The 15,961-nt window shown below is 69.5% G+C and carries 15 protein-coding genes; 11 read left to right on the top strand and 4 right to left on the bottom strand.

Annotated elements, in window-relative coordinates:
• Positions 1-52 precede the first annotated feature (52 nt).
• Positions 53-604: a hypothetical protein gene (locus AC5WRL_RS25085; RefSeq protein WP_496090934.1), complete on the top strand. Its 552-nt coding sequence runs from the start codon at positions 53-55 to the stop codon at positions 602-604.
• A 330-nt stretch (positions 605-934) separates the two neighbouring features.
• Positions 935-1,066 (top strand): hypothetical protein, encoded by a 132-nt coding sequence (locus AC5WRL_RS25080; RefSeq protein WP_392809714.1) that lies wholly within the window; start codon positions 935-937, stop codon positions 1,064-1,066.
• Between the two features lie 291 nt (positions 1,067-1,357).
• Here the strand turns inward: AC5WRL_RS25080 and AC5WRL_RS25075 are convergent, their stop codons facing one another.
• Positions 1,358-1,690 (bottom strand): hypothetical protein, encoded by a 333-nt coding sequence (locus AC5WRL_RS25075; RefSeq protein ID WP_496090933.1) that lies wholly within the window; start codon positions 1,688-1,690, stop codon positions 1,358-1,360.
• A gap of 294 nt (positions 1,691-1,984) precedes the next feature.
• Between AC5WRL_RS25075 and AC5WRL_RS25070 the strand changes: the two genes are divergently transcribed.
• The gene (locus AC5WRL_RS25070; RefSeq protein ID WP_496090932.1) at positions 1,985-2,287 is read left to right on the top strand and encodes a hypothetical protein; all 303 of its coding nucleotides are present in this window, start codon (positions 1,985-1,987) and stop codon (positions 2,285-2,287) included.
• Between the two features lie 790 nt (positions 2,288-3,077).
• On the opposite strand, the gene AC5WRL_RS25065 is transcribed toward AC5WRL_RS25070, so the two are convergent.
• Positions 3,078-4,214 (bottom strand): hypothetical protein, encoded by a 1,137-nt coding sequence (locus AC5WRL_RS25065; protein ID WP_496090931.1) that lies wholly within the window; start codon positions 4,212-4,214, stop codon positions 3,078-3,080.
• 140 nt (positions 4,215-4,354) lie between these two features.
• On the opposite strand from AC5WRL_RS25065, the gene AC5WRL_RS25060 reads away from it, so the two are divergent.
• Complete coding sequence (locus AC5WRL_RS25060; RefSeq protein WP_496090930.1) at positions 4,355-4,696, top strand: hypothetical protein; 342 nt, start codon at positions 4,355-4,357, stop codon at positions 4,694-4,696.
• Positions 4,697-5,139: 443 nt separating this feature from the next.
• Here AC5WRL_RS25060 and AC5WRL_RS25055 read toward each other — a convergent pair whose 3' ends face one another.
• Complete coding sequence (locus tag AC5WRL_RS25055; protein ID WP_496090929.1) at positions 5,140-6,078, bottom strand: SUMF1/EgtB/PvdO family nonheme iron enzyme; 939 nt, start codon at positions 6,076-6,078, stop codon at positions 5,140-5,142.
• Positions 6,079-6,118: 40 nt separating this feature from the next.
• Positions 6,119-6,907, bottom strand: a complete 789-nt coding sequence (locus AC5WRL_RS25050; protein WP_496090928.1) for an aminotransferase class IV family protein — start codon at positions 6,905-6,907, stop codon at positions 6,119-6,121.
• 167 nt (positions 6,908-7,074) lie between these two features.
• Between AC5WRL_RS25050 and fxlM the strand changes: the two genes are divergently transcribed.
• The 7 genes from fxlM to AC5WRL_RS25015 all read left to right on the top strand — a co-directional run bounded on the left by fxlM (position 7,075) and on the right by AC5WRL_RS25015 (position 15,952).
• Positions 7,075-8,310, top strand: coding sequence for a methyltransferase, FxLD system (fxlM, locus tag AC5WRL_RS25045; RefSeq protein WP_496090927.1), 1,236 nt, complete (start codon positions 7,075-7,077; stop codon positions 8,308-8,310).
• 53 nt (positions 8,311-8,363) lie between these two features.
• On the top strand, positions 8,364-8,555 hold the full coding sequence (locus tag AC5WRL_RS25040) for an FxLD family lanthipeptide (RefSeq protein ID WP_496090926.1): 192 nt from the start codon (positions 8,364-8,366) through the stop codon (positions 8,553-8,555).
• A gap of 31 nt (positions 8,556-8,586) precedes the next feature.
• Positions 8,587-11,490, top strand: coding sequence for a lantibiotic dehydratase (locus AC5WRL_RS25035; protein ID WP_496090925.1), 2,904 nt, complete (start codon positions 8,587-8,589; stop codon positions 11,488-11,490).
• Positions 11,487-12,629: a lanthionine synthetase C family protein gene (locus tag AC5WRL_RS25030; protein WP_496090924.1), complete on the top strand. Its 1,143-nt coding sequence runs from the start codon at positions 11,487-11,489 to the stop codon at positions 12,627-12,629. Before AC5WRL_RS25035 ends, AC5WRL_RS25030 begins: the two co-directional genes overlap by 4 nt.
• On the top strand, positions 12,611-13,393 hold the full coding sequence (locus AC5WRL_RS25025) for a thiopeptide-type bacteriocin biosynthesis protein (RefSeq protein WP_496090923.1): 783 nt from the start codon (positions 12,611-12,613) through the stop codon (positions 13,391-13,393). Before AC5WRL_RS25030 ends, AC5WRL_RS25025 begins: the two co-directional genes overlap by 19 nt.
• A gap of 151 nt (positions 13,394-13,544) precedes the next feature.
• Complete coding sequence (locus AC5WRL_RS25020; RefSeq protein WP_496090922.1) at positions 13,545-14,828, top strand: hypothetical protein; 1,284 nt, start codon at positions 13,545-13,547, stop codon at positions 14,826-14,828.
• On the top strand, positions 14,825-15,952 hold the full coding sequence (locus tag AC5WRL_RS25015) for a hypothetical protein (protein ID WP_496090921.1): 1,128 nt from the start codon (positions 14,825-14,827) through the stop codon (positions 15,950-15,952). Before AC5WRL_RS25020 ends, AC5WRL_RS25015 begins: the two co-directional genes overlap by 4 nt.
• Positions 15,953-15,961 lie beyond the last annotated feature (9 nt).

Genomic DNA, 15,961 nt, shown 5'->3' with positions numbered 1-15,961 from the left:
CGATGTACGACGGGAGTTGCCGAGACCGTGCCTGCTTGTCCAGCATGACCCGGTGACCGCCGCTGACCCCCTCTCCGCGCTCCGGAAGGCGAAGCGCCGCTTCGACCGCCTCCAGAACCTTCTCCCCGACCGCGAAGCCCGCCGCAACAGCCTGCTGACGGATGCCCACGCCGACCCGCTGACCGAAGAGGAGAAGGCGCTCCGCGAACAGCGCAAGGCGCAGGGCGAGAAGAACCCACCGATCCCCGGCCGGGGCCGCAGGCCAGCGATCGCCCGCCTGATCGGGCAGACCGAGCGCAACGTGCGGAACCTCTACGAAGCCGGACTGGCCCGCCGCCACAAGGCCAGCCAACCCCGCCGCCTGGCCGACCCCGACACGGCACTCGCCGAACTCCACCAGGCGCAGCGCCTGGTGGACGAGGTCGCCGCTGCCCGCGATGCGTACTACGAAGCGATCGCCGAAGCCCTCCCGCCCCACATCAAGGGCACCCGCCCCACCGGCCCCGACGCCGACCGCTTCGCCGAGGTCAAAGCGATCACCGGCCTCGACCCCGCCCACCTCCGCCGCATCCAACGCGGCGTTGTCCGGGGAGGAGAGGCGTGAACTCCTGTACGCGGGAGTTGAGTGCGTCCAAGAACGAGCGGAGCCCGAGCCATGATGATCTTGTCCGACTCTGGTGCCGCGAGACAATGCCTCTCCTTTCCCTGGCTCGGCAAGTCGTGAGCGCCGAGAATCAGCGTCACTCACTGTCCTGACGACTCTCGGCCAGTGTTAAAGCCTTCGCGAAGTTCTTGGAAGGGGAGTGCGGGCTACCGAGGTAAACGCTTCTGCTGCCGCCAAGAGGGCTCCGCGCGCTGATACGGTTTTCTCAGTCGTCACCCAGAATTGATCAGGTCCGGCCGGGCTGATCAGTCCGAGAAGGGAGGTGATGAGGTGCCCGGCAAGTTCTTCAGTCGATCGAAGATCAAGTCGGTGCGGATGATGCTTGAGCCGCTTTCCCAGATCGCTACCGTGGTTGCGCGCGCCTTACAAGCGGCCTACTACGCACTGCGTATCTGGGAGTAGCTCCAGGTCAGCGGGTCCAGCCACCCCAACAGCGGCCGGACCCGCCAGCTAGTCCACGCCTCGGCCCCGCGCTGTCTCTTCCTACAGGGAGGCGCGGGGCTTCTTCGTGTCGACCAGCTTGGGCGACGTGTTGCCGCCCGCCCAGACATCGAAACTGCGATCGATCCTGGACACCCCAAGAATACAGCCGCGCGTGGGTGGCGGAAGCGTTTACTGCACCTTAATTACCCATCATATTAATGCTGCCCGAATAATCGCTGAGGCGAAGTGAATATGCGGAGTTATTCCACTTCACTGGATGGCAGCACGGTCGGTGCAGTTGGTCGCCTCGTGTGGATCTTGGGGTAATTCGTTACCCGATGCTATAGATTTCTCTTTGCAGTATGCCGACGGATTTTCCATATGCCGATGGCGCGAGGTGGGGGTGAACTGCGATCGGTGGTCTCGGAGGCCGCGGCGTGACGCCTGGACCCGTTCAGGTGTGGCAGTCAGTGGTTCGAGTTCCAGCTTCGCGAGCATCGGTTCCAGCTCCGGGGTCACCGGCTCCAGGTTCGGGGGCATCGGTTCCGGCTTCGCGAGCATCCGTTCCAGGTTCGGGGGCATCCGTTCCAGCTTCGGGGTCACCGACTCCGACTTCGCGGATGGCCGGCATCCGATGGCTCGGCGATCCTCAGATGCGGTCCGGACACCGGATGCACACCCTCCCGGATGCGGTCCGGACACCGGATGCGGATGCGGTCCGGACACCGGATGCACACCCTCCCGGATGCGGTCCGGACACCGGATGCGGATGCGGTCCGGACACCGGATGCACACCCTCCCGGATGCGGTCCGGACACCGGATGCGGATGCGGTCCGGACACCGGATGCGGATGCCGTCCGGACACCGGATGCCGGCCATCCGCGAAGCTGGAACGGATGCTCGCGAACCTGGAACGGATGCTCGCGAACCTGGAACGGATGCCCCCGAACCTGGAACGGATGCTCGCGAAGCCGGAACCGATGCCCCCGAACCTGGAGCCGGTGACCCCGGAGCTGGAACCGATGCTCGCGAAGCTGGAACTCGAACCACTGACTGCCACACCTGAACGGGTCCAGGCGTCACGCCGCGGCCTCCGAGACCACCGATCGCAGTTCACCCCCACTTGGCCAACCCACACCGTCACCTTCCCGCGCCTCCTGGAGTGCGGTCCATCCCCCGAGCCTCGGCTGGCTACATAGGCGAATCAGTAACTGCGAGCTGCATGAAACCGCATGAAGCTGAGCCAAGGCGTGGGAAGCGGATTAGCCGTAACGGCGGCGCGCAGTATCGGCAGACGTTCCGAGCGATCTTGCAATCCGATCCCAGGTGGCGCCGGCGGCGCGATCGGCTGCAACGGCGTCGTGCACGAGTCGATCAGTCATCTGCCTGAGCTCAATCACGGCATCGACGCTACCGAGCCGCTGGTGTCCCTTAGCCTCCGAACTAGGTAGCTCGCCAGCTGACGCCGCGCATGCCGCAGCCGTTGCCTTCAGCATGCGGAGGGTCCGTGCGTGGGCTGAGCTCCATCGGTCGGTGGTGCGGTCTGCTCCCATCGCCCGGACCCGAACGCGCGTGCGATGCTCTGCCTTGCGGCAAGCATCGGAGCAGAAACGGCGTCGGCGACCCGGCGGAGGGCCTCCCGGGACATCCTGGGTCGGGAGGTTGGTTGGCAGGCCAAGTTGCCTGTTACACCCGTCCCGTTCGCACCTTGCTGTCCTTGCGGGCTTCATATCGCTGGCCATTGAGCGATCGTGTCACGAAACCGCAGATCTGCTGGAAAAATTGGCGAGCCATGTCCCAGCCGGAGCGGGAGGGGCCGCTGTAGCCACAAGGCGCGCGCAACTGCCCGCGACTACCGTGCGTAGTCAGAGGCAGTTCGTGTCGCCAGTGACGTTCACCGGCTCTCCAGCGTCGGGTCGGAGCAGGGGAAGCCAGCGAGGGTGGTGTTCCGCAGCCTGACACCACCCCCGGGGTGCTCCGCTACAGGTGTCAGGCGTTGGACGACGGGCCCAGCTTCCAGGCCATCCGTTCGCGCCGAACCGCCTCGTGAAGGAGCTTGGCCCGCTCCCACCTGCGGTTGATCGCCTTCGCGACGGCGTTCACCGATGGTTCGATCCGGTACTTCGCGGCCTGCTCGGCGAAGAGGCGCCGGGTGATCTCAAGCTCGGCGGTCGAAAACGCTTCCCGGCCGCTCGGGAAGAAGGCTGCCGTGGCGTTCTTCGGCCGACTACCGTCGAGCAGCAGCGAGGAGGGGGAGCCTGCGGACTGCTGACCGACGGTGGTCAGCGTCAGGCCCCCCAAGTCCCCGATTGCAGCCGACGAGATGGAGGTGGTCCAGGGCGACGGCAACTGGACGCGGGTGAGTGCGAAGGCGTTGCGGGTGGCCGCGATGTCGTTGAGCAGGTACCGGCGCGGTTCGGGATGGTGGGCGGCACCGGAGGCTCGAACTGCCCGACGTAGGCGGTCGAGCATCCAGCGCTGCCAGGGAGAAAGGTGGTGTTCCTCCGCCCTGCTGAGGCGATCAGCGAGCCGCGCGGCGCGGGCGGCGGCGCGACGGCGGTGGAGCTCTTCGGCGTCTGCGGTTCCGGCTCGCGACAAAAGGGAGGCGCGGAGGTGTGCGAGGTAAGTAGCGATGACGCCAGGGCTGGCCCCTTCTCGTGTGGCGCGGCGTTCTGGTGCGAGGCCGCGTTCCCAGAGCCAGCCGGCGGTGATGGGGGCGATCAGCCGCACCAGCACGACCACCAGTTGCTCCCCGGGCGGAGTGCCTGCCGGTGCGGCCAGGGCGGCTTCGGCGGCGGATACCGTGGACGAGGCGCTCACGGCGAGCCACAGTGCCATGCCATCGACTCCAGCACGGCCGGTCTCCATCACGTTGGCGCGGGCGCGGAGTCCGCAGACGATGATCGTCCCTTCGAGGAGCCCGAGCGCGGTCAGCGCGAGAGGGCTTACCAAGTCGTCCGGCACGCCGGCCGTGACCACGGCTGCTTGGGTGACCGGCCACATGCCGATCAGGGAGGCCGCAGTTCCGATGGCGGCGATGAAGCAGGTGATGACGTTTGCCTGGGCTCTGGCTCGGGCGATGCGCGCCGCGGCTTCCGGCGAAGTGGCGTTGTGAGGTTGTCCCACAGCTCGTTCTCCTCAGCTTGATGCGAAGGCGGATCAGGCCCCGAGATCGGCGCGTCGGCGACGGCTCCGGGGCCGCTCTGCTGTCAGAGCCCTACGAGACTTACATAACTTACAAGACTCGCGCAATCTAGAATGACCGCATGTCTCACGACTTCCGCCGCGACCCGAGCGAGCACCTACGGTTGCACTGGGGGCCGGCGCTTGCCGACGCTCAGCACCGTCTTGTTCATCGCGAGGTCACCCGCAACGACCGGGTGTGCGCAGTTCTGGTGCCGCCCGTGTGGTACGAGGAAGCCCGCCGGGCTCACCCCGGGCCGGAGCCGCAGTCGTGGACCTCGCGGGAGGGGCGCGAGGATCTGACCCGCGTGCTGGATGCCGTCGAGTACCAGGGCGTCCACGCTGCCATCACCCGATATGGGCGGCCGGCGGCGATTTTTGTGCCGCCGCAGTGGCACGATGCTGTGCTGGCGGGCGCGGACTGATGGAGGGTGGGCGCCATCCGGCGTCCGCATTGCGAAAGGCGATCTGGAGCGACGCCGACCTGGAGGAGATGTCGTGGCACGACGTCACCATCCATGGGATGTGCGTCCGGCCGGCCGTGCCGGGGATGCACCGGCTGCTGTTCGATCTCGACTACATCGTTCAGTGGGTCCACCCGGTTCCGCCGGCGACCACGTTCTCCTTCTGGATCTCCCCGGCGACCCTGGTGTTCGAGGACGTGACCGACCTGGTCGGGGGCCTGGACTTCTCCGGCTGGCTACCCGAGCTGACGGTGGACGGGCTGCGGCTGGTGATGACCGGGGGCGCTTCGGCGGAGCCGCTGTGGAACATAGAGGGGCACGCCTTCGATCTGAAGTTCCGGGCGCCGGGGATTTCGTCAGTTCGTCCAGCAGCCCCCGCGGCTCGTCGCCCAGCGAGCTCTTCATCACCCGGAGCGGGGTGGGTACTCCTTTGCCGAGACCGGTTTCGCGTAATTGCCCAGCGAGGCCGTCACGCATCGGAAGCCCGTGTCGTCGTCACACATCGTATGGTCGGCGTCGTTGAACGCTGACGGGGCGGCACGGGCGAAAGGGCTCGTGAAAGCGGAGCCCTTGAGCTCGTAGCGGCCCGGAGTTGTGGGGCTCGCGAGCCATTCCCAGACGTTGCCGCACAGGTCGTACACCCCGAACGGGCTGGTGCCGGAGTGGAAGCGGTACACGGGGGTGGTCCGGCCGATGGCGGATTCCCGGACGTTGCACTTGCCGACGCTGTCGGTGCTCCCCCAAGGGTAGGAGCCGCCGGCCGGTCCGCGCGCCGCCTTCTCCCACTGCAACGCGGTGGGCAGGGTGCGGCCGGTCCAGGTGGCGTACGAGCGGGCGTCGTCCCAGGTGACCCAGACGACCGGGTGGTCCGCCAGGTCGGCAGGTGGTTCCTGGGCGTTCCAGTGGCGGGGCGCGGCGTGGTTGGTTGAGGTGATGAATGCTGCGTAGTCGGCGTTCGTCACCGGGTGGACGTCGATCCAGAACTCGGGCAGCCAGACCGGTTCGTTGTCGGGGCCGGAGAGAAAGAGCCCTTCGGGGACCCGGGCCATCAGGGCGCCGCTGCCGGGATGGTGGGCCTGGTTCGGGCCCACCGGGCTGGTGTGGTTGCTACTGGTCGCGGCGGTGGCGATCAGTGCCGCGAAGCGGTCGCGAACATCCGGGGGCGAGAGCGAGAGCGAGGCATCGAACGCGGATTGATTGGTCGGGCGTGGGGTGATCGACGCTCCCCGTGCTTCCCACTTGGAGACCATGCGCTCGCTGACGCCGATGTGTTCGGCGAAGGCGACCAGGCTCATCCGCTTGGCCTGGCGTAACGCCCGGATTTCCCGTCCCGTCCAGGTCATGACGGTGACCATCGCGCCGCCTCCCCGCCCCGGCCGGTCCTCAGACGGGTTCCGCCGGGATCTTCGTGTAGCTCTCCTGGAGGGCGGTGAGGGTCGGGTGGTCGGTGCGCAGTGGGGCGTCGTCGATGGCGGCGATGGGGCGGACGCCGATGCTGGTGTTGGTCGCGAACGCCGCTTGCAGAGTGGGGAAGTCGTCCCTGTACAGCGGTTTCGTGGCGCCATGTCCCGCGTCCCGGAGCAACTGGAGCGTCACGCCGGGCAGGACATCGGCGTCCGGCCAGATGACGTTGCCGTCCGTGTCGATGAATCCGGCGTTCCAGGTGACACCCTCGCTCACCAGCCCGTCGCGCGGGTGGGTGAACAGCGCGTCGCCGAAGCCGGCGCGCTGGGCCTGCCGGCGGTGGTGGAGCGAGGTGAACAGGCCCGTGTGCTTGACCGCCGCCAGGTCCCGCTGGAACGGGCGGGCTTGCACGGTCAGAGGTGGCGGCGGGAAAGCGCCGGCCGGGCGGATCGTCACCAGGATGTGTGGGGTGGCGTCGCCGCCGGCGTGGCCCAGGTCCAGCGCCGGATCGAAGACGGTGACCCGTACGGTGCACGAATCGACGCTGCCCTGGGCGAGGAGCGCCTGGCGGACGAGGGTACGAACGCGCACCGCGTCCAGGTCGGCGTCGAAGACCGTGCGGCAGTCGCGCGCGAGCCGTTCGAGGTGGAGCGTCAACCCGCGTACCGCGCCGTCCTCCACGCGCATGGACGTGAAGTGACCGAGGTTGACGAGGGCGAGCGTCTGCAACTGCTCGGGTGAAACTGGCCTGCCGTCGAGTTCCGCCATGCGGCCAGTCTGTCATCCCGCCGTACCCCTACAGGCGGCTCGGAGACCGAAGTTCGGTGCCGGTTCAGGGCTGGGGCGGTGCTGGGTCATTGGGAACGGTGACCGGCCACGGGCATGCTGGTCGGGCCGGATCCTCCCCACCCAGCACGAAGCAGGAGAACACCTGGATGACCGACTCCCTCGCCCCCGACAGCGGCACCGCACTGCGCGCATCCGTCATCGACGAGCTGATCGCGCAGGGCTGGATCACCTCGGAGCGGGTGGCGGCCGTCATGCGTGCCGTACCGCGGCATCGGTTCGCCCCGGAGGCGCCGCTGGCCGAGGCATACCACCCGTACAACGCGGTGGTGACGAAGCGGGACGAGGACGGGATCGCGGTCAGCTCGGTGTCCGCTCCGCAGATCCAGGCGATCATGCTGGAGCAGGCCGGGGTCGAAGAGGGGATGCGCGTCCTCGAAGTGGGTTCCGGGGGCCTGAACGCCGCCTACCTCGCCGAGCTGGTCGGGGAGAGCGGCGAAGTCACCACGGTCGACATCGACCCCGACGTCACGCAGCGGGCGGAGAAGCTCCTCGCGGAGAACGGCTACGGGCGGATCCGCGTGATCCTTGCCGACGCCGAGCGGGGCGTACGGCAAGGGGCCCCGTACGACCGCATCCTGGTGACGGTCGGAGCGTGGGACATCCCGCCCGCGTGGGTCGAACAGCTCACGCCCACGGGGCGCCTGGTGGTGCCGCTGCGGGTGCAGGGGCTGACCCGGAGCATCGCCTTCGACCGCTCGGGCGATCACCTGGAGAGCGTGTCCACGCGGGTGTGCGGGTTTGTCTCGATGCGGGGAGCCGGCGAGCACCAGGACCAGCTGCTGATCGTGGACGGCGCCGGCGGTGGCGTCCGGTTGCGGTTCGACGAAGGACTTCCGGCCGAGCCCGGCCTGCTCGGCAACGCCATCCGCACACCTCGCGCGGAGGCTTGGTCGGGCGTGACGATCCCGCGCGGAACCATGGAAGACACGTTCCAGCTCTACCTCGCCACCGCGCTGGACGGCTTCTGCACCCTGTCCGTTGACCCGGACCAGGACACCGGCGCGGTCGAGCCCAGGAACAAGCGGTTCTCGATGGCGACCGTCCGGGGGGCCGACTTCGCCTACATCACTCCGAGGCTGACGGCGGACGGCCAGTCCTTCGAGTACGGCGTCCATGCCTTCGGGCCCGGAGCCGCATCGCTTGCCGAGGCGACAGTCCAGCATCTGCGCGACTGGGACCGCGAGCAGCGCGGCGGCACCGGCCCCCGGCTCACCGTCCACCCGGCCGGGGCCGACATCTCCGAGCCCGCCGACGCAGTCCACCGGACCATCGACAAGCTCCACAGCCGCGTCACGATCTCCTGGCCCCGGACCGGGACCTGATCCAGTCCGGCGGCCAGGGCACCGCACCACCTCGACCACAAGGAAGGTGTGCCATGCCACACAGCCCCATCGCCGACCTGCTGCCCCCGATCGACGAGGACGACGGCTTCACGCTCGACGTACGCGTCGTCCTGGCCGCCCGGCGCAGCCCGCTGCACAACGACTGCCCCACCGATGACGGTTGCGGCGCCACCTGCGAGAACGGCGCCAGCGCCTGCGACTCCTTCATCGAGGAGCCTGCCTGACCGTACGTCCTGGAGCCGGAGGAGGCCCGCGGTGACAGCTCCATCCGATGCCCGATACCAATGGCGGGACGGCGCGTTGCTGCGGGTCACCACCGATCCGGGAACGCCCGGGGTGCCGCGCGATCTGGACCTGACCGGCGAACGGGCGGCCGAGGACGGCGCGGCCTGGCTCGCCGGGATCTGGCGCCGCGAGGACTTCCGCGATGCCATCGCCCTCACCAGCCCCGCCCTCCACACACAGGTCGGCCGCATCCTGGACGGCCCTTCTCTCGGCGCCCGGGAAGTACGGCGTACGGTGCTGGCCGTCGTCGGCTACCTGCTGCGCTGGCAGCAGCGCCCGACGCCCTTCGGGGTGTTCGCTGGCGTGGCCGCCGTGCGGGTGGGCGGCGGTGCGCCGGAGGTGCGCTGGGGAGAGCGACACCGGCGGGTCGTACGGGCGGACGCCCAATGGCTCTCGACTGTCGCAGAACGCCTTGAGCGGCAGCCACCGTTGCTCGAACAGCTCCGCGTTCAGACCACTCCGGAGGTCCAGGTCCGGGGCGACCGCTATGTGATTTCGGCGCAGGCGGCGGCGGACGAGGTATCGGTGCGTCGTACGGCGGCCGTCGCGCAAGTCGTAGCAGGGGCCCGCGAGCCCGTTCCGTACGGGCGGCTGCGCGCACTGCTCACCGAACGGTGGCCCGGTGTCGCCGTTGATCGCGTCGATGCGCTGCTTCGAGGTCTCGTGGAGAGCGGTCTGCTGATCACCTCTCTCCGCGCGCCGATGACCGCCGCCGACCCGCTGGACCATCTCTGTGCCGCTTTGGAAGGCGCGGGCACCGAGGACGCAGCTGCCGTGCGTCGCATCCATCGTTCCTTGAACGCGGGCCCGTCCCCGGCCGTGATCGGCGAGATGACCGCGTGGTGCCCCACACCGGCGGTGCCCGTCGCCATCGACACCGTTGTCGACTGCCGGGTCAGCGTGCCCGAAGCGGTCGCTCGGGAGGCGCGGGACGCCGCGACCGCGCTGATCCGCCTCTCCCCCCACCCCTTCGGGAATCCCGCCTGGCGCGACTACCACGGCCGATTCCGGGCCCGGTACGGCAGCGGCACGGTCGTTCCGCTCCTGGAACTGGTGGCCGACAGCGGTCTTGGGCTTCCGGCCGGCTTCCCGGGCAGCCCGTGGAAGCGCCCCGCCGGGCAGCTCACCGCCCGCGACGAGCACCTCCTCGCCCTCATCCAGCGTGCCCAGCTGGAAGGCCGCGACGAGATCGTGCTCACCGATCCGCTGATCGATCAGCTCGCCGGAGAGCCCCCTCGCGCCGTCCCGGACCGGGTCGAGATCGCCGTCGCCGTACACGCCCCGTCGATCGACGCCTTGGCGCGCGGACACTTCCGGCTCACCGTCACCGGCACCCCGCGGCCCGGCAGCAGCATGGCCGGCCGGTTCGCCCAACTGCTCTCGGAGGACGGACACGCGAGGATCGCGGAGACCTTCACCAGCACGCGCGCCGACACCATCGCGGCGCAGCTGTCGTTTCCACCACGGCGCAGCCGCAGCGGGAACATCACCCGCACCGGCCGATTGCTGACGCATGTGATCCCGCTGGGCGAACATCACGCGCCCGGCCCGGGAGTGATCGCCTTGACGGACATCGGGGTAACGGCCGACCGGATGAACTTCCAGCTGGTGCGGATGTCCTCCGGCCGCTTCATCGAGCCTCGCGTGCCGCATGCCCTCGAAGCCATCCACCGCACGCCGCCGCTCGCCCGTTTCCTCGCCGAAATCACCAACGCGCGCAGCGCCGGCTACCGATCCTTCGACTTCGGAGCAGCCGCCCGGCTGCCGTACCTGCCGCGCGTCCGGTACCGCCGCACCACGCTCGCCGAGGCCCGCTGGCTGCTGAACGCGGATGACCTGCCCTCGGCCGGCGGGCCGGTGGGGGAGTGGGAAAGCGGCCTCGCGGCCTGGCGGTCGCGGCTCCGCGTACCCGAGACGGTGGTGCTCGCCGACCACGACCAGCGCCTGCGACTCGACCTGACCCACCCCGTGCACCGGCTCTTCCTCCGTCGCCGACTCAACACCGCCGGGCAGCTGCGTCTGCGAGAGGCGCCGGCCGAGGACGACGCGACGGGATGGCTCGGCAGACCGCACGAACTCGTCATCCCGCTGCGCCTCGCCGCGCCACGGCCGGCACCCGCTCCCGGCAGGGCACGTCGCCCCGGCGACGCCACCGCGCTGACCGCGCAGATCCACGGGCACCCGGACCGCTACGACGAGATCCTGCTGGACTGGCTGCCCGAGCTGCTCCGGGATCTCGGTGCCGCGTCATGGTGGTTCACCCGGCAGCGCGCCGCACCGCGCCCGGACGCCGACAACCTGCTCCTCCTCACCCTGCCGTTGCGACGGGACGAGGAGTACGCGCCCACCGCTGGGCTGGTGAACGGCTGGGCCCGGATCCTGCGGGCGAGGAATCTCGTGTCCAGGGTTCTCGTCAGCGAGGCGTTGCAGGACGGGCATGCCGGTCTGGCGGAGGTGTTCGCCACCGACTCCACCGCCGCTCTCGCCCAGCTGCGCCTGGCGGCACACGGCGAGTTCCGCCGCGAAGCCATCGCGGCGACCAGCCTGCTCAGGGCCTCCCGCGTCGTCGGGCTGGCGCCGCTCGTCGAAGCCCTTCCGCACGATCCCGTCCCGGTGGACCGTACGCTCCACGACGAGGTACGCGCGCTCGGCGAGCGAGTCGGATCGTTCCCCGGCGGCGCCGAGGTCGACCGGGCCTGGACGGCGCGCGGCACGGCACTCTCCGACTACGCGGACGCCATCGGCCGCCTTCCCGCCCTGATCCGCGCGCACATCGTCCGAGCCCTCGGCCACGAACGCCCTGTACACCGCACGGTATGCCACCTCGCCCGGGCCGGCGCCCAGCGGCTGCACGCCACCGGGGAAGCCGCGTGACGGGCCGTTCTTCACCACCCCAGTCGCTGGCGCATGGTGCCGCCGGAACCGCGCTGCTTCACGTGGAACGCGCGCACCGGGGCCTGGGCGACTGGCGTACCGCCCATGGCTGGATCGGCCGTTCCACGGCGGCCGACGTCGTCGCGGACGACGCCGCCGGACTGTTCCACGGCCTTCCGGCCATCACGTACGTACTGCACGCCGCCGGCCGTTACGCACCTGCGCTGAGCACCCTTGATCCCCACCTGATACGTCTTGCCCACCGGAGATCGGCCGCGGCGATGGCCCGTGTCGAAGCGGGCGGCGAGCCGGCCACGTTCCGGGAGTACGACGTCTTCACCGGGCTGGCCGGTATCGGCGCGCTTCTACTGTTGCGGCATCCGGGGAGCAGCGCGATGGAGGCCGTGTTGCGCTATCTGGTCGCCCTGACCCGGCCGCTGCGCCTCGGCGGAGGCACGGTGCCCGGCTGGTGGGTGGGCCACGACCCTCGTTCCCGGACGGCGAGCCGTTACGCCGAAGGCCACGCCAACCTCGGCGTGGCCCACGGCATCTGCGGCCCGCTGGCGCTGCTGAGCCTCGCCCGGTCGGCGGGCGCGCAGGTTCCCGGTCAGGGTGAGGCCATCGCTGCCATCCTCGACTGGCTGGACACCTGGGAGCAGGAAGCGGACGCAGGGCCGTGGTGGCCGGAACACCTCACCCTGGACCAGCTCCGCAGCGGCCGACCCGCCCAGCGCGGCCCCGCGCGCCCCAGCTGGTGCTACGGAACGCCCGGCATCGCGCGGGCGGGCCAGCTCGCCGCTCGCGCTCTGCGGGAACCGACTCGGCAGCGCCGGTACGAGAACGCGCTCGCCCGCTGCCTCGCGGACCACCGACAACTCGGCCGGCTCACCGACGCGGGACTCTGCCACGGCTGGGCCGGGACGTACCAGACCGCCTGGCGCGCGAGCCAGGACGCTGCCACGACACACATCGGTGAACGCTTGCTGTTCCTGGCCGAAGGGCTGCACCACCACGCCCGCACCCGCGAAGGGGACGCGGGGTTCCTCACCGGATCCGCCGGAACCGACCTCGCCCGGCTCACGGCGACCACCAACCGCGCACCGTACACGGGATGGGACGCATGTCTGCTGATCAGCTGATGTGGCGGCAGATCAATATCCGGTTCGCCGACTGGGCCGAGGCGGAGAGGGTGATGTCGACTCGCCTGGTTCCCGTGCTGGAGCGAACCGCACCATCCTGGTGGTTCATCCGTAAACAGCCCTGCTGGCGTCTCAGGGCGACCTCGATCACCGATGACCTGCACGAGACGCTGGTCGCGCTGCGTTCCGAGGGCAGCGTGGTGGGCCACCAGGAGGTCATCTACGAGCCCGAAACCGCGGCCTTCGGAGGGCCGGCGGCCATGGACACCGCCCACACCCTGTTCCACGCCGACAGCCGGGCCATCCTCACCACCGACCGCCGGGGCAGCCCGCTGGGCCGCAAGGAGTTGTCCCTCCTCCTGTGCTCCACCCTGCTGCGCGCCGCCCGGCTGGAGTGGTACGAGATGGGCGACGTGTGGCACCGGGTCGCGTCGGAACGGCCCCTGCCCAAGGGGATCGAGCCGGATTCCCTCTCGGCCCTCGCTGTCTCGGTCCGGCCCCTGCTCCGCGCTGACACGGATGCATCGGGAGGTATCTGGGGACAGGGCGGGCCGGCGCTCTTCGCCGTCAACTGGGCTGACGCCCTTCGCCGGGCGGGCACTTCTCTCGGCCGAGCCGCCCACGCGGGAACGCTGCACAGGGGACTTCGCGCAGTCCTCGCCTACCACATCATCTTCCACTGGAACCGTCTCGGCCTCCCGGCCCGCACCCAATCCACCCTCGCGCACGCGGCAACGAGGGCGATCCTCGGAGTCGACCAGTGAGCGAAGGGACCGGAAGCCCGGCGTAGTTGGTCCCAGCCGACCGTGGGCGTTGGAGTGTCTGTTACCGTCACCCTGCGCAGGGGTGCGGGTACGACATGTCAACGGGGGTGGCAGGGTGGGTTGGTTGGGCCGTCTGTGGCGGTGGCGCCGGTTGCGGAACTCCGTCGCGCTGGGTGTGCTCCTCGCCGTTCTGGCCGGAAGCCTCTGGCTGAACGCGGAGAGCCGGGAGCGTGACCGGATTGAGCGGCTGGCCGGCAACCGGGACGCCTACCGTACGGCCTGTGACGGCCGGTTGCCGGCCGAGCTGCTGTCCGAGGTGGGGGACGGCGCGAGGGGGCTGGACGAGTACGGCTCGCTCACCGACCGGGGGGAGAGCCTGGCGTTGCTGCACTGCGCGATGTCGTGGGGCACCGGCGGGATCACCCTGCGCGCCCGGCCCGTCGTGGCGGAGGTGGAGTCGCCCGTTCGGTACTCCGACAGCGGGCTCCACGGCGTGCGTTACGCGCTCCCCGGGCTCGCCGCCGGTGCGGACACATCCCCGGGAGGGGTCGGCGCATGGTTGTTCGCACCCTGTCCCAACGGTCTCAAGAATCGGGGTCCGGAGTCCCACACGCTGTGGGTCAGCGTCGAAGCTCGTTCCTCGCACGAAGAGATCGCTTTGGCCACGCTTCTTCTGCGCACGGCGATACAGGTGGCCAACGAGATCGCGGAGGAGTTGGAGTGTGGTGCGTCATCACTGCCCGTGCCCAGTGATGACGTCGAGTTGATCGACGTCCGCCGGGGCCTCGTCGTGCCGCGTGCGGGCCAGCGATGCGGGTGGCTGACCCGCGAGGGTTCTCCGCTGGACGGCGAGAAGTGGCGGTTCGAGAAGGACCGTAGCGGGACCGAGTCACTGATGAGCGACTGTGTCGCTCGACTCAGGTCGGATGAGGAATCACCACAGGACACGATGCCACCCCAAGTTTCGGCGGTCAGCGTCTCACCGGTGCTCGCGTCCGCCTTCTTCCTGACCAAGGCCCCGGAAGGACCGGCGTTCTGGGAGTCCGACGGCCACTCCTGCTCTTACACGACGGAAAATCATGAGTGTGAACCGTCCTTGGAGCGCCGCTACATGAGCCGGGAGCGATTGCTGCTGCCCGATGCTCGCGAGGTGGAACCGGCGGCGCCTCCACTGGAGCGGCCTGTCGGTGAACTGTCGGATGCCGAGGACGCCGGACTGGCTTTGTGGGCGCGGTCCCAGTGCCTCGGCGGTACCGCTCACCACCGGATCGCGGTGTCGGGCGCGCGGGGCGAACTCTCCGAGGAGGAGTTGCACGCCCAACTGTCCGACACGGCGCATCAGCTCATGGACCTTTATCTCGGCGACGAGGGGGCGTGGCCGGTCTCCATGGGCCAGTGCGGGGAAGCGGAACTGATGGGTGAGGTGTGGAGATGAGGATCTTCGAGAGACTCCGCCGCCCGGAGCACCGCGCGTTCCGCAAGCGTGCCCTCCTGGCGACGGCGGTGGTGATGTGCCTCGGCGCAGCCTGGTACTGGTACGTCCCCGAGCAGGAACGGTGGGAGGGGCGGGTGGCCGCCCTGTGCGGGGACGCGCTGCCTTCGGGTGCTGTCAAGGAACTGTTGGGTGGCCGCACCGGAGACATCGAGGCGTACGGTGACCAGGAGAGTGACGGGCAGGGCCTGGTGACCGAATGCCGGGTGGGGGGCGTTGACATCTGGGTGGCCAGGCTGGCGTACGAGAACTCCGGTCACGCGGGCCTGCTGGACGCGTTCGACGGGGATGGGTTGCCGGTTCCGCTGGGGCACGGATGGACGGGCTACCACACCGGCGCCAGGACGGCCGTTTCGCTGGAGTGCACCAACAGCGACGCAACCGTCATCGTCCAGACCTACGCCGGTAGGGCACGGGGGAAAGATGCGTTCCCTTCCGTTGACGATCCGCAGAGGCGCCTGCGACTGGCTACCTTCACCACCGCCATCGCCGAGCGAGCCGCCCGCACCTGGGACTGTGAGGCGCACCTCGGTGATCCGCTCACCGCTGTCGCCCTCCCCACGACCCGGGAGTTGTACGAGCCGGTGGCCGGGGCCACCGGGACCTGCGCGGCGCTTCCGGTTGACGGCGACGACCGGGTCGCGAGCGTTTGGGAAACAGCCACGGATCCGGACGCGCTGTGGGAATCGTGCATTCTGGGTACCGCGACCGGCGTGCCCATGTACGAGCTGAGGGCCTTCTACGGGCCATCGGCACAGCGGAAGTTCGTGGAATATACGGACCGGTACAGTACGCGCCGCCCTAATCCGGCTGACGAGGACGCGGGATCGCTCGGATTCCTTCGCGAGCAGGCCGAGGGCGTGGACGACGCCGAACTGTGGGGAAGCGCGACGTGTGGGGGCAGGCGGGCACTGTTCGAGGTGACCGTCGCCCGGGACCCCGACCGCAGGGTCGGTGACCCCGACACCCTCTGGTGGAACGGAAATAACATCAGCTCAGTGCTGCTGCACGAATTCGCCCATCAGGCGGTGGAGCGGCACAACTGCACCGACTTGGTGCTGCCGTGACCTGACGCG

This window comes from Streptomyces sp. NTD107 (genome assembly GCF_059510435.1).
Note: the sequence above shows the minus strand (reverse complement) of the source record. Positions and strands in the feature narration are given on the sequence as shown.

Excerpts from the sequence above, each read along its gene's own strand:
- AC5WRL_RS25070 (WP_496090932.1), top strand. The coding sequence starts at position 1,985 with ATGCTCGCGAACCTGGAACGGATGCTCGCGAACCTGGAACGGATGCCC.
- AC5WRL_RS25060 (WP_496090930.1), top strand. The coding sequence starts at position 4,355 with ATGTCTCACGACTTCCGCCGCGACCCGAGCGAGCACCTACGGTTGCAC.
- AC5WRL_RS25055 (WP_496090929.1), bottom strand. The coding sequence starts at position 6,078 with ATGACCTGGACGGGACGGGAAATCCGGGCGTTACGCCAGGCCAAGCGG.
- AC5WRL_RS25050 (WP_496090928.1), bottom strand. The coding sequence starts at position 6,907 with ATGGCGGAACTCGACGGCAGGCCAGTTTCACCCGAGCAGTTGCAGACG.
- fxlM (WP_496090927.1), top strand. The coding sequence starts at position 7,075 with ATGACCGACTCCCTCGCCCCCGACAGCGGCACCGCACTGCGCGCATCC.
- AC5WRL_RS25040 (WP_496090926.1), top strand. The coding sequence starts at position 8,364 with ATGCCACACAGCCCCATCGCCGACCTGCTGCCCCCGATCGACGAGGAC.
- AC5WRL_RS25025 (WP_496090923.1), top strand. The coding sequence starts at position 12,611 with ATGTCTGCTGATCAGCTGATGTGGCGGCAGATCAATATCCGGTTCGCC.
- AC5WRL_RS25015 (WP_496090921.1), top strand. The coding sequence starts at position 14,825 with ATGAGGATCTTCGAGAGACTCCGCCGCCCGGAGCACCGCGCGTTCCGC.